The sequence below is a fragment of the Pseudomonas sp. FW305-20 genome, assembly GCF_058788075.1.
On record NZ_JBYTAJ010000050.1, the window covers coordinates 1 to 12,454 of the forward strand.

Below are 12,454 nucleotides of genomic sequence, written 5' to 3' on the forward strand. Positions count from 1 at the left end.
ATGCAGCCCGTGACGCTCCGCGTCACTGGACGCGGAGCGTCCCTTGAGGCATTCCCACGCAGAGCGTGGGAACGATCATCATCTCGGCGACCGACAAACTTAATCTATGCCGACAAACCCACCCGTCTGGTGCTGCCACAACCGCGCATACAACCCGCCATGGGCCAGCAGTTCGGCGTGGCTGCCGGTTTCGGCGATCTTGCCTTTTTCCAGCACCACCAGCCGGTCCATGCGGGCGATGGTGGAGAGCCGGTGGGCGATGGCAATCACGGTTTTGCCTTGCATCAGGGTTTCCAGGCTTTCCTGGATCGCTGCTTCGACTTCCGAATCCAGCGCCGAGGTGGCCTCGTCCATGATCAGGATCGGCGCGTCCTTGAGTAGTACGCGAGCAATCGCAATCCGCTGACGCTGACCGCCGGAGAGTTTCACCCCGCGCTCACCGACGTGAGCATCAAAACCGGTGCGACCTTCGGAGTCCGACAGCAACGGGATGAACTCGTCGGCGCGGGCCTTGTGCACCGCCGCCCAGAGTTCGGCGTCGGTGGCGTCGGGTTTGCCGTACAACAAATTGTCGCGGATCGAGCGATGCAGCAGGGACGTGTCCTGGGTGATCATGCCGATGCGCTCACGCAGGCTTTCCTGGCCGACTTCGGCGATGTTCTGCCCGTCGATGAGGATGCGTCCGCCCTGCACGTCATAGAGGCGCAGCAGCAGGTTGACCAGGGTTGACTTGCCGGCGCCGGAGGGACCGATCAGGCCGATTTTCTCACCGGGCTTGATGGTCAGGTTGAGGTCGCCGATGATCCCGCTCTTCTTGCCGTAGTGGAAATCCACGTGCTCGAAACGCACCTCGCCACGGGTGACCGCCAGCGGTTTGGCCTGCTCGCGATCGGTGACGCTGACCGGTTGAGAGATGGTCTGCAAACCGTCCTGGACCATGCCGATATTTTCGAAAATGCCGGTGACCACCCACATGATCCAGCCGGACATGTTGACGATGCGGATCACCAGGCCGGTGGCCAGGGCAATCGCGCCGACGGTGATCAGCGACTGCGTCCACAGCCACAGGGCCAGGCCGGTGGTGCCGACGATCAGCAAGCCGTTCATGCTGGTGATGACCACGTCCATGCTGGTGACCACCCGGCCGGCCAGTTGGGCTTTTTCGGTTTGTTCCTTGATCGCTTCGCGAGCGTATTGCTGCTCGAAGTTGGTGTGGGCGAACAGCTTCAGGGTCGTGATGTTGGTGTAGCCGTCGACGATCCGCCCCATGAGTTTGGAGCGCGCATCGGAGGACACGACCGAACGTTCCTTGACCCGTGGCACGAAGTAGCAAAGGGCACTGATGAAGGCGACGATCCAGGTCAGCAGCGGGATCATCAGGCGCCAGTCGGCTTCGGCGAACAGCACCAGCGAACTGATCGCGTAGATCAGCACGTGCCACAGCGCGTCCACCGCTTGCACAGCCGAATCGCGCAGCGAGTTGCCGGTTTGCATGATGCGTTGGGCGATACGCCCGGCGAAGTCGTTCTGGAAAAAATTCAGGCTCTGTTTGAGCACATAACTGTGGTTCTGCCAGCGGATCAGGCTGGTCATGCTGGGGCTCAGGGTCTGGTGCACCAGCAGGTCATGCAGGCCGACAAAAATCGGCCGGAACACCAGGGCTACCACCGCCATCCAGGCCAGCTCGATGCCGTGTTCCTTGAAGAAATCGACGTTAGGCGTGCCTTGGGTCAGGTCGATGATGCGACTCAGGTAACTGAACAGCGCCACTTCAATCAGCGCACCGATCAGACCGACGAGCAGTAGGACGGCGAAACTCGGCCAGACCTGCTTCAGGTAATAGGTATAAAAAGGCAGAACCCGATCCGGCGGAGCGGCCGTCGGGGCCTCGCGGAAAATGTCGATCAGTTTCTCGAAACGGCGATAAAGCATCAGTTCTCCGCCCGCGCACGGGCTCTCCTTTGAACAGTGTGAGCGGCGCACTCCGGCAGCCGCTCAAGACTTCCTGTGTAGCTTAGTCGATGACTTTGGCCGACTTGATGAACACAGGGTCGGCGGGTACATCTTTCATGCCGCCACGGGTGGTGGTTTGCGAGTTGACGATGACGTCCACCACGTCCATGCCTTTGACGACTTTACCGAAGACCGCATAGCCGTCACCGCTGTCGAGGAAGTCATTGTCCTTAACGTTCACGAAGAACTGACTGGTGGCCGAATCAGGATTGGAGGTGCGCGCCATGGACAGCGTGCCACGGACGTTATGCAGACCGTTCTTGGACTCGTTCTTGATCGGTGCCTTGGTTTCTTTTTGCTGCATTTGTTGAGTAAATCCACCGCCCTGGATCATGAACCCTGGAATCACACGGTGAAAAATCGTGTTGTTGTAGAAGCCGCTGTTGACGTAATCAAGGAAGTTCTTGGTACTGATCGGCGCCTTGACCGGGTCCAGTTCGATTTCGATCTGGCCATTGGTGGTCTCCAGCAGCACGTGCGGTGCCTTGGCGGGCGTGGCGGCCATCAGGTTGGCGGCAAACAGAACGGAGCCAGCGACGAGGGCGATTTTTTTCAGCATGGGTCAGTGATCCTGAGTGAGGTGGTGTCGACTGCGGTGAGAAACTCGAGCAGCGTTTGGTTGAATATTTCGGGTTGATCCAGCGGGGTGGCGTGGCGCGAATCGGCGATCACCACCAGCCGCGCATCGGGCAGCAGTTTTACGTAGGTCTCTTTCAGCGAGACCGGTGTGTAGTCACGGTCGGCGCTGACGATGAGGGTTGGACAGGACACCTTCGAAAGTCGTTCCTGAACCCCCCAGCCAACGATTGCATCGAAGCTGGCGAGATAAGCATGTTTGTCGTTTTTTGCCCAGCGTTCGGCCATTTTTTGTCGCAAATCCGCCTGTTCCGGTTTCGGGAACAGCTTGCGTCCAAGCGCGGTGCCGATGGCGCCAAGACTGAGGACGCGCATCAGGCTCCAGCGCTTGAACCACTGCCAGTAATCGTCGCGGCTGCGCAGTTTGACCTCGGGCGCACTGTTGACGATGCACAGGCTTTTGAGCAATTGCGGCTGATCCACGGCCAGTTGAAAGCCGATCATGCCGCCCATGGAAAGTCCCACATAATGTATCGGGCCGAGGTTCAGGTGTTCAATGAGGGCGACCAGGTCGGCGCTGAACCCGGCGATGCTGTAGCGCTCGCGGGGTTTGTCGGAGCGACCGTGGCCGCGTACATCCGGGACGATCACCCGGTAGCGGGCCGACAGCGCCGGGATCTGTTTTTCCCAGTCCAGGGTGCTGGAGCCGAGCCCGTGGACCAGCAGCAACGGCGTGCCGTGGCCATATTCCTCATAGTGCAGGTTGCAACCTTCATGTTCGAAATAGGCCATGCATACACTCCTTGTCAGGCTTGTTCAGGGGCGGCGAAAGGTGCATCCAGCGGCGCGGTATCAAAGGTGCGCAGCAGTTCGATGAGAATCTGCGTGGCCGGACCCAAGGGTTTGTCCTTGTTCGAGTACAGGTAGAAGCTCGGGTTGCGGCTGCCGCCCTGGTCCAACGGTAGCAGCTTGAGCAGGCCTTCCTTGATTTCCCGTTCAATCATGTGCCGAGGCAACCAGGCAAAACCCAGGCCGCTGCTGACAAACGTTGCCGCGGTGGCCAGGCTGCCTACGGTCCAGCGCTGTTCCGCGCCGAGCCAGCCGACGTCCCGTGGTTGCTGCCGGCCAGAGTCGCGGATTACTACTTGCAGCTGGCTTTCCAGGTCCTGGAAATTCAGTTCGCGGTTGAGGCGGTGCAAGGGATGTTCGGGATGGGCAACCGCCACGAATTCGACGTCGCTCAATTCCGCGCCCAGGTAACCGGGAATGCTGAAGCCACTGATGGCCAGATCGGCCACGCCTTCGAGCAAGACTTCTTCCACACCCGACAATACTTCTTCGCGCAGACGCACCCGACAGCCACGGCTTTGCGGCATGAACGCGGTCAAGGCGCGAACGAGGCGGGCGCTCGGGTAGGCGGCGTCGACCACCAGCCGCACTTCTGCTTCCCAGCCTTGTTCCATGTGATGGGCCAGGTCTTCCAGCTGGCTGGCCTGTTTCACCAATTGCCGCGAACGGCGCAGCAGCACGCCGCCGGCTTCAGTCAGCACCGCTTTGCGGCCGTCGATACGCAACAGCGGCACGCCGAGTTGGTCCTGCATGCGCGCTACGGTGTAGCTCACCGATGATTGCGAGCGGTGCAGCGCTTCGGCGGCCTGGGCGAAACCGCCGTGGTCGACCACGGCCTGTAACGTTCGCCATTGATCAAGGGTCACGCGGGGCGCTTTCATGAATAGCTCCTCTTGTCCTAAGCTGGCAGTCCATATTGGAGACTGCTGAATGAAAAAGCTTTGTGGTGTGGTATCGGGTTGTGTGTTGCTGGCGGTGCTGCCGCTGACGGCGTTTGCCTATCCGATCGACGTTGAAAAACAGCTGAACGGCATGAGCATCGACTACAACGCGTATGACACGGATAGCGACATCGCCTCCATTCAGGTGAACAACTACGGCACCACTGATGCGGCCTGTAAGGTAGTTTTCAACAATGGCCCGGAAGCGCCACGCACCCGCAATATCGAAGTCGCCGCTGGTAAACACAAAAATGCCACCGCCAAGTTCAACCGAAGCATCATCAAGATGCGTATCAAACTGACCTGCACCCCCAAATGACCTCAGGCGGAGCACGCCCGCCGGGTATGCTCCGCTTATAAACGAATTTATTGATGGTTTATAGCAGTTATTTGCGCTTTTTCATCGATTTAACTCTGTTTAACCTTCACTCCATCGTCTTACAACATTCTCAGATGGAGGCTACATCCCATGTCCCGCGTTCTGATCATCGAAAGCAGCGCTCGTCAGCAAGACTCGGTTTCGCGTCAACTGACCCAGACCTTCATCAGCCAGTGGCAAACCGCGCACCCAAACGACTCAATCACCGTTCGTGACCTGGCCGTCAACCCGGTGCCGCACCTGGATATCAACCTGCTGGGCGGCTGGATGAAACCTGCCGAACAGCGCAACGACCTCGAACAGGTTTCCCTGGAACGCTCCAACGAGTTGACCGACGAATTGCTGGCCGCCGATGTACTGGTCATGGCCGCGCCGATGTACAACTTCGCCATCCCGAGCACCCTCAAAGCCTGGCTCGACCATGTGCTGCGTGCCGGTGTGACGTTCAAGTACACCGACACTGGCCCCCAAGGCCTGCTCAGCGGCAAGCGTGCCTACGTGCTGACTGCCCGCGGTGGAATCTACGCCGGCAGCACCGCGGATCACCAGGAACCCTACCTGCGTCAGGTCATGGCGTTCATCGGGATTCACGACGTGACGTTCATTCACGCCGAAGGCATGAACCTGGGCGGTGACTTCCAGGAGAAAGGCCTGAGCCAGGCCAACGCCAAGCTTTCCCTCGTCGCCTGAGGCTTTAATCGCCAGATAATCCCTTGATGTTCAAGTGACCTGGCGCAACCCCTTCATGGCTTTACGCGCATCGACCTCCCTTTGCACTTGTTGCTCCTGAGTGCTGTAGCCCGATTGAACGCTTTAGCGAGATCGGGCTTTTTTTTGCCTGAGATTTAGTCCTGAGATTTAGTAATGAGTACACAACCCCTGTGGGAGCGAGCCTGCTCGCGATAGCGGTGTGTCAGCCAACATCATTGTTAAATGTAACGCCGCCATCGCGAGCAGGCTCGCTCCCACAGGGGTTGTGTTGCCTGACAGGTCGCGATGGCTGGCAAAACCCGCTATCGTCGCCGCCATTCGAAACGAGGCGAGCATGGGCTATCTACTTTTTGTCACGCTGATCCAGGCGTTTTCCTTCAGTTTGATCGGCGAATACCTGGCCGGTCATGTCGACAGTTACTTCGCGGTGCTGGTGCGAGTGGTACTGGCGGGACTGGTGTTCATTCCGCTGACCCGCTGGCGTTCGGTTGAGCCGGCGTTCATGCGCGGCATGCTGCTGATCGGCGCGTTGCAGTTCGGCGTGACTTACGTCTGCCTGTACCTGAGCTTTCGGGTGCTGACAGTGCCGGAGGTGTTGCTGTTTACCATCCTCACGCCGCTGCACGTGACCTTGATCGAAGATGCGCTGAACCGGCGCTTCAACCCGTGGGCACTGGTCGCGGCACTGGTGGCGGTGATGGGCGCGGCGGTGATTCGCTACGACCGGATCAACCCGGATTTCTTCATGGGCTTCCTGCTGCTGCAACTGGCCAACTTCACCTACGCCGCCGGGCAAGTGCTCTATAAGCATCTGGTGGCCCGCCATCCGAGCGATTTGCCGCATTACCGGCGCTTTGGTTACTTCTACCTCGGGGCATTGGCGGTGGCATTGCCGGCGTTTCTGTTGTTCGGCAAACAGAACTTCCTGCCCGAAGCACCGCTGCAATGGGGCGTGCTGCTGTTCCTCGGCCTGGTCTCGACCGCGCTGGGTCTGTACTGGTGGAACAAGGGCGCGTGCCTGGTGAACGGCGGCACGCTGGCGGTGATGAACAACCTGCATGTGCCGGTGGGGTTGCTGATCAACTTGTTGATCTGGAATCAGCATGAAGAGCTGGGGCGGTTGTTGTTTGGTGGGTCGGTGATTTTGATGGCGGTGTGGATTAGTCGGTTGGGCGTCAGGCGAGAAGTGCTGCCGTTGCGGGAACGGGCATGACGGACCTGATCGCCGCCATCGAGCAGATCTACAAGCCCGCAGGTATGAGGTTAACGGATGAAGCTTGGCGCGAGGAGGAGAGTGCCGAATACGGCGCCTGTCGCTTTAGCCTCAATGGCCAGGTGATTGTCTTCCGGGTGGCGAAAACCACGCCGACCAAGATCGGTCAGTTCGTTACGCTGTGGAAGCGGCCAACGCCGACCGGCGAAATTGCACCGCTCGACAGCGGCGATGGCGTCGCCTTTGTGGTGGTGAGCGTTGCTGATGAAACCCGTCACGGGCAGTTTGTGTTTGACCGGGAGATATTGGCGGCCAAAGGGGTCATGTCGATTGATGGTGAAGGCGGCAAGCGAGCGATTCGCGTGTATCCGCCGTGGTCCAGGCCCGTCGCTAAACAGGCAGTCAGGACGCAGCAATGGCAGCTGAAGTATTTCCTCGCGCTGGACCAAAGCGGTCATGCCGACCCCGTTCAGGTACGCCAACTCTTCAGAACATAGACACTAAACCCTGTGGGAGCGAGCCTGCTCGCGATGGCGGTGTGACAGTCAATATAGATGTCGACTGACACTCTGCCATCGCGAGCAGGCTCGCTCCCACAAGGGATTTACGGTGTTACATGACATGTTTTTCGGGTTCAGGAATATGGCTCGCGCCCAACATCGCCGGCAACAACCCCGCCCGCAAATCCCCGCCACTGGGCTGCTGATAAAGGCTCAAGCCAAACTCCGGCAACACCGCCAATAAGTAATCGAAAATATCCCCCTGAATCCGCTCGTAATCGGCCCACACGGTGGTGCGGGTGAAGCAGTAGATTTCCAGCGGAATGCCCTGGGCGGTGGTTTGCATCTGGCGGACCATGCAGGTCATGTTCGGCTGAATCTCCGGGTGACTCTTCAGATACGCCAGCGCATAGGCGCGGAACGTCCCGATATTGGTCATCCGCCGACGGTTGGCCGACATCGCCGCCACATTACCCTGGGCCTCGTTCCAGGCCTTGAGTTCAGCCTGCTTGCGACTGATGTAGTCGGTCAGCAGATGCACCTGAGCCAGTTTTGCCTCTTCGTCGTCGCGCACAAACCGTACGCCACTGGCGTCGATGAACAGGCTGCGCTTGATCCGTCGTCCACCGGATTGCTGCATGCCGCGCCAGTTCTTGAACGACTCGGACATCAGGCGCCAGGTTGGAATCGACACAATCGTCTTGTCGAAGTTCTGCACTTTGACCGTGTGCAGCGTGATATCCACCACGTCACCGTCGGCGCCGACTTGCGGCATCTCGATCCAGTCGCCGACCCGCAGCATGTCGTTGCTGGTCAGCTGCACGCTGGCGACGAACGACAGCAGGGTGTCTTTGTAGACCAACAGAATCACCGCCGACATGGCGCCCAGCCCTGACAGCAGCAAGAGCGGCGAACGGTCGATCAGCGTGGCGACGATGATGATCGCGCCAAATACGTACAAGACCATTTTCGCCAGTTGCACGTAGCCTTTGATCGAGCGGGTACGGGCATGTTCGGTACGCGCGTAGATGTCGAGCAGGGCGCTGAGCAGCGCACTGATGGCCAGCACCAGGAATAGAATGGTGAATGCCAGCGCTACATTGCCAAGGAAGATCAGGCTGGTCTTGCCTAGCTCCGGCACCAGGTGCAAGCCGAACTGGATCACCAGCGAGGGGGTGATCTGCGCCAGGCGATGAAAGACCTTGTTATGCCGAAAGTCATTGATCCAGTGCAGCGCTGGCTGGCGACCGAGAATTTTGGTCGCATGCAGAATGAGGAAGCGCGCCACTCGTCCGAGGGCCAGCGCAACCACCAGCAATACCACCAAAGCCAGGCTGGAATGCAGGAGCGGGTGCTGATCAAGGGCACCCCAAAGGTCTTGGACGTTGAGCCAGAGCTGTTTGATATCCATGGGTAAAAACGGTTCTTCTGTAGGATGCGACGGGGCGATTAGAGCATTTAAGACGCTTTGGATGACGTTTGAGGACAAAAGACACAACAAAAAAACCACTGTTTGGCGCCGTTTGTATAAAGAAACTCGGCCTGAGCGCTCGAAACCGTTACCCTATGCAGCTGTTTTTTTGTATTTCTTCGAGGTAGCACCCGTGTTTTCCCAATTCGCCCTGCACGAACGCCTGCTCAAAGCCGTGGCCGAGCTTAAATTTGTCGAGCCAACGCCTGTGCAAGCAGCGGCTATTCCGCTGGCGCTCCAAGGGCGTGACCTGCGGGTGACAGCGCAAACCGGTAGCGGCAAAACCGCTGCATTCGTTTTGCCGATCCTCAACCGCTTGATCGGCCCGGCCAAAGTCCGCGTCAGCATCAAGACCCTGATCCTGCTGCCGACCCGCGAGCTGGCCCAGCAGACCATCAAGGAAGTCGAGCGCTTCGCTCAGTTCACCTTCATCAAGTCCGGCCTGATCACCGGCGGTGAAGACTTCAAGGTCCAGGCCGCCATGCTGCGCAAGGTGCCGGACATCCTGATCGGTACGCCGGGCCGGATGATTGAGCAACTGAATGCCGGCAACCTCGACCTCAAGGAAGTCGAAGTGCTGGTGCTCGACGAAGCCGACCGCATGCTCGACATGGGCTTTGCCGAAGACGTCCAGCGTCTGGTGGAAGAGTGCACCAACCGTCAGCAGACCATGCTGTTCTCCGCCACCACCGGTGGTTCGGGCCTGCGCGAGATGGTCGCCAAGGTACTGAACAACCCTGAGCACCTGCAGCTCAACAACGTCAGCGATCTGAATGCGACCACCCGTCAGCAGATCATCACCGCTGACCACAACCAGCACAAAGAACAGATCGTGAACTGGCTGCTGGCCAACGAGACCTACCAGAAGGCCATCGTGTTCACCAACACCCGGGCCATGGCCGACCGTATCTACGGCCGCCTGGTGGCGCAGGAATACAAAGCGTTCGTCCTGCACGGTGACAAAGACCAGAAGGATCGCAAGCTGGCCATCGACCGTCTGAAGCAGGGCGGCGTGAAAATCCTCGTCGCCACCGACGTCGCCGCTCGCGGCCTCGACGTGGAAGGCCTGGACCTGGTGATCAACTTCGACATGCCGCGCAGCGGCGACGAATACGTTCACCGCATCGGTCGCACCGGCCGCGCCGGCAACGATGGCCTGGCCATCTCGCTGATCTGCCACGGCGACTGGAACCTGATGTCGAGCGTCGAGCGCTACCTCAAGCAGAGCTTCGAGCGCCGCACCATCAAGGAAGTCAAAGGCACCTACGGCGGACCGAAAAAGGTCAAGGCCTCGGGCAAAGCCGTTGGCGTGAAGAAGAAAAAAGTCGACGCCAAAGGCGACAAGAAGAAAACCGGCGCCAAGGCACCGACCAAGCGCAAGATTGCCAATCGCCCGAAGACCGACGCTCTCTCGTTGGTCAGCAAGGACGGCATGGCCCCGCTCAAGCGCCGCAAGCCGGAAGCGCCGGCTGCTGAATAAGCGGTTCTAGCGACCCATAAAAAAACCGGACTTATGTCCGGTTTTTTTATGCCTGGGATTCCTGAGCCGGATCAACCCTCGGTTTTCTTCTCTGCGGAATCCAGCTCCTTCAATCGCTGATCGATCAACTGGCACTTGTCCGGCAGATCCTTGCTGGCCGTCCCCAGATCCATCTTCTGCAACTCGGCGTTGATCTCCTTGGCCTTGGCCGGGTTCTGCTCGGTGAGCTTGGTCACTTCCTTGGCCAGTTGTTCGCGCTTGATGGTGGCTTCTTCGGCTGTGCAAGCCCAAGCGGGGAGGGCGCAGGCGAAGGTGGCGGCGAGGGTGAGTTTGAGCAGGGTTTTCATTGTGGTGGGCCTCGGTTCCGTGTCGGGCGGTTAATCGGTTGAGGCCGCGTGATTGTGAAAGTTCATTCGTGATCAACTCCGTAGAGCGGTCCTCAAAAACGCCCTACCTATTGCGCCGGAACCGTCCGATTCAGCTGTTTCCGCTCATCAATTACGTCTTCTGGATCTAACCATTCATTGACGCCAGAATAATGGCTATCTAATATCGCGCCACTATTCTGCTATCAATCTCCATTTCGAGGGATCGAACATGTACCCACCCGCCCTCGTGGCGAGGTTGTGCCTGGCTTTGCTGTGCCTTTCTCCGCTTCATCTTGCTCACGCCGCCCCCACCCCCGGTGAAACCGATCTGATCCGCGAACGCCAGGATCGCTTGCTCGAAGAGCAACGTCGGCGTCTCGAAGAACTCAAGGAATTACCCGGCAAGGAAGTCAAGCCTGCAGCACCGACGGCGCCCGCTGATACCCGTTGTTTCCCCATCAAGGACATCGAACTCAAAGGCGCCGACAGTCTCTCGGACCGCGATAAAAATCGCCTGCTCAAGCCTTATATCGGTCAGTGCCTGGGCGTCACGCAGCTCAACGAGTTGCTGAAAGTCATCACCGACCACTACATCGAAAAAGGCCTGGTCACCAGTCGTGCCTACTTGCCGCAGCAGGACTTGTCCGGCGGGCATTTGAAGGTGCTGTGATCGAGGGCAGGCTCGAAGGATTGAAGGGCGCGGAGGGCAGCAAGTTGTCGGACCGCGAGTTGGGCATGGCTTTTCCCGGTAAGACTGGCGAGTTGGTCAACCTGCGGGAAATCGAACAGATGGTCGATCAGCTCAACCGTTTGCCGTCGAATCAGGCGCAGATGGAATTGTCGCCGGGCAAGAACGTCGGCGGCAGCGAAGTGCTGGTCAAGAACACGCCGCAAAAGCCGTGGCGCGCCGGTTTGTCCCGCAGCAACGACGGCCAACGCAGCACCGGAGAACAGCAGTGGGGCACGACGTTTGATTGGGACAGCCCGCTGGGCCTGGCCGATCAGTTGATGCTGCGCGGCGGTCACGATGCGATGACCGATCACCAGCACACCTCCAACAACGCGATGCTCAATTACAGCGTGCCGTGGGGCTGGTGGAATTTCAGTTACACCTACAGCCAGAGCGAGTACCGCTCACAAGCGCAGGCCAACGGTTTCAATTTCAAGCAGACCGGCGACAGCCAAAACCATCAGCTACGCGCCGAGCGGGTGATCCATCGCGACGCCCTGAGCAAGACCTCCCTCAGCACTGGTCTTTCTTACCTGCGCACCAATAACTTCATCGAAGACAGCAAACTCAAACTGAGCAGCAACCGCATCAGCGAAGCACAGTTCGGCATCAACCATGGTCGGCGGGTCGGCAGTGCGTTCGTCAACATTGACCTCGGCATGCAGGAAGGCATCGGCGCGTTCGATGCGCAGGGCAATGGTCATCCGGCCCCCGGCGAGCCGGATGCGCGTTACCGCAAATACACCGCCACTGCGAGTTATTTGCAGCCGTTCAAGCTGTGGGGCGAGTCGTTCAGTTTCAGCAGCCTGATGACCGGCCAGCGTAGCGAAGACGTGCTGTTCAGTCCGCAGCGCACCAGCCTCGGCGGGCAGTCGTCGATCCGTGGTTACAAGGATCAATCCTTGTCCGGCGACAGCGGCGGCTACTGGCGCAACGACCTGCGCTGGAGCCGCCCGGTGACGCTGGAATGGCTGCGCCCGGTGTTCGCCGAATACGGCACCAGCCTCGGTTACGACCAGGGCGTGATTCGTGGCGATCGCTACAACGGCGATCAGCACGGACGCATGTCCAGCAACTCGGTGGAGCTGTTTGCCCGTGGTCAGCACCTGGCCGCCAGCGTGACCTTTGCCCATTCCCTGGAACGCCCGGACACCCTGACCGAGCGTGAAGCGCCGATCTATTTCCGCATGGATTTCTTTCTCTGATTTCGCCCCATCGAGACT

Annotated in this window: 10 protein-coding genes and 2 pseudogenes; 6 read left to right on the plus strand and 6 right to left on the minus strand. The window is 59.1% G+C overall.

Annotation, left to right across the window (positions count from 1 at the left end):
* Nucleotides 1–99: 99 nt before the first annotated feature.
* The 4 genes and pseudogenes from AC3WP4_RS26940 to AC3WP4_RS26955 all read right to left on the minus strand — a co-directional run bounded on the left by AC3WP4_RS26940 (nt 100) and on the right by AC3WP4_RS26955 (nt 4,319).
* Nucleotides 100–1,932: an ABC transporter ATP-binding protein gene (locus AC3WP4_RS26940; RefSeq protein WP_074874333.1), complete on the minus strand. Its 1,833-nt coding sequence runs from the start codon at nt 1,930–1,932 to the stop codon at nt 100–102.
* A gap of 82 nt (nt 1,933–2,014) precedes the next feature.
* Nucleotides 2,015–2,572, minus strand: a complete 558-nt coding sequence (locus AC3WP4_RS26945; protein ID WP_008153188.1) for a peptidylprolyl isomerase A — start codon at nt 2,570–2,572, stop codon at nt 2,015–2,017.
* Between the two features lie 3 nt (nt 2,573–2,575).
* Nucleotides 2,576–3,381 (minus strand): annotated as a pseudogene (locus AC3WP4_RS26950) (alpha/beta fold hydrolase).
* A gap of 14 nt (nt 3,382–3,395) precedes the next feature.
* Nucleotides 3,396–4,319: a PA3225 family LysR-type transcriptional regulator gene (locus AC3WP4_RS26955; protein WP_074874335.1), complete on the minus strand. Its 924-nt coding sequence runs from the start codon at nt 4,317–4,319 to the stop codon at nt 3,396–3,398.
* A 49-nt stretch (nt 4,320–4,368) separates the two neighbouring features.
* Between AC3WP4_RS26955 and AC3WP4_RS26960 the strand changes: the two genes are divergently transcribed.
* From AC3WP4_RS26960 to AC3WP4_RS26975, 4 genes are all read left to right on the plus strand, one after another.
* Nucleotides 4,369–4,698 (plus strand): 3-phosphoglycerate kinase, encoded by a 330-nt coding sequence (locus tag AC3WP4_RS26960; protein WP_074874336.1) that lies wholly within the window; start codon nt 4,369–4,371, stop codon nt 4,696–4,698.
* 150 nt (nt 4,699–4,848) lie between these two features.
* On the plus strand, nt 4,849–5,448 hold the full coding sequence (locus AC3WP4_RS26965) for an FMN-dependent NADH-azoreductase (RefSeq protein ID WP_102616586.1): 600 nt from the start codon (nt 4,849–4,851) through the stop codon (nt 5,446–5,448).
* Between the two features lie 355 nt (nt 5,449–5,803).
* Entirely contained in the window at nt 5,804–6,682 is an 879-nt protein-coding gene (locus AC3WP4_RS26970) for a carboxylate/amino acid/amine transporter (protein WP_074874338.1), read from the plus strand.
* Complete coding sequence (locus tag AC3WP4_RS26975) at nt 6,679–7,179, plus strand: MepB family protein (RefSeq protein ID WP_102616587.1); 501 nt, start codon at nt 6,679–6,681, stop codon at nt 7,177–7,179. The genes AC3WP4_RS26970 and AC3WP4_RS26975 overlap by 4 nt, the downstream gene beginning before the upstream one ends.
* A gap of 115 nt (nt 7,180–7,294) precedes the next feature.
* On the opposite strand, the gene AC3WP4_RS26980 is transcribed toward AC3WP4_RS26975, so the two are convergent.
* Complete coding sequence (locus AC3WP4_RS26980; RefSeq protein ID WP_102616588.1) at nt 7,295–8,593, minus strand: mechanosensitive ion channel family protein; 1,299 nt, start codon at nt 8,591–8,593, stop codon at nt 7,295–7,297.
* 193 nt (nt 8,594–8,786) lie between these two features.
* Here AC3WP4_RS26980 and AC3WP4_RS26985 point away from each other — a divergent pair, with 193 nt between their 5' ends.
* Nucleotides 8,787–10,133: a DEAD/DEAH box helicase gene (locus AC3WP4_RS26985; protein WP_008153197.1), complete on the plus strand. Its 1,347-nt coding sequence runs from the start codon at nt 8,787–8,789 to the stop codon at nt 10,131–10,133.
* 71 nt (nt 10,134–10,204) lie between these two features.
* Here the strand turns inward: AC3WP4_RS26985 and AC3WP4_RS26990 are convergent, their stop codons facing one another.
* The gene (locus AC3WP4_RS26990; protein ID WP_102616589.1) at nt 10,205–10,480 is read right to left on the minus strand and encodes a hypothetical protein; all 276 of its coding nucleotides are present in this window, start codon (nt 10,478–10,480) and stop codon (nt 10,205–10,207) included.
* 250 nt (nt 10,481–10,730) lie between these two features.
* Here AC3WP4_RS26990 and AC3WP4_RS26995 point away from each other — a divergent pair.
* Nucleotides 10,731–12,436, plus strand: a pseudogene (locus AC3WP4_RS26995) (ShlB/FhaC/HecB family hemolysin secretion/activation protein).
* Nucleotides 12,437–12,454: the final 18 nt, after the last annotated feature.

Coding starts and splice junctions, on each gene's coding strand:
- AC3WP4_RS26940 (WP_074874333.1), bottom strand. CDS start 1,932: ATGCTTTATCGCCGTTTCGAGAAACTGATCGACATTTTCCGCGAGGCC.
- AC3WP4_RS26945 (WP_008153188.1), bottom strand. CDS start 2,572: ATGCTGAAAAAAATCGCCCTCGTCGCTGGCTCCGTTCTGTTTGCCGCC.
- AC3WP4_RS26955 (WP_074874335.1), bottom strand. CDS start 4,319: ATGAAAGCGCCCCGCGTGACCCTTGATCAATGGCGAACGTTACAGGCC.
- AC3WP4_RS26960 (WP_074874336.1), top strand. CDS start 4,369: ATGAAAAAGCTTTGTGGTGTGGTATCGGGTTGTGTGTTGCTGGCGGTG.
- AC3WP4_RS26965 (WP_102616586.1), top strand. CDS start 4,849: ATGTCCCGCGTTCTGATCATCGAAAGCAGCGCTCGTCAGCAAGACTCG.
- AC3WP4_RS26970 (WP_074874338.1), top strand. CDS start 5,804: ATGGGCTATCTACTTTTTGTCACGCTGATCCAGGCGTTTTCCTTCAGT.
- AC3WP4_RS26975 (WP_102616587.1), top strand. CDS start 6,679: ATGACGGACCTGATCGCCGCCATCGAGCAGATCTACAAGCCCGCAGGT.
- AC3WP4_RS26980 (WP_102616588.1), bottom strand. CDS start 8,593: ATGGATATCAAACAGCTCTGGCTCAACGTCCAAGACCTTTGGGGTGCC.
- AC3WP4_RS26990 (WP_102616589.1), bottom strand. CDS start 10,480: ATGAAAACCCTGCTCAAACTCACCCTCGCCGCCACCTTCGCCTGCGCC.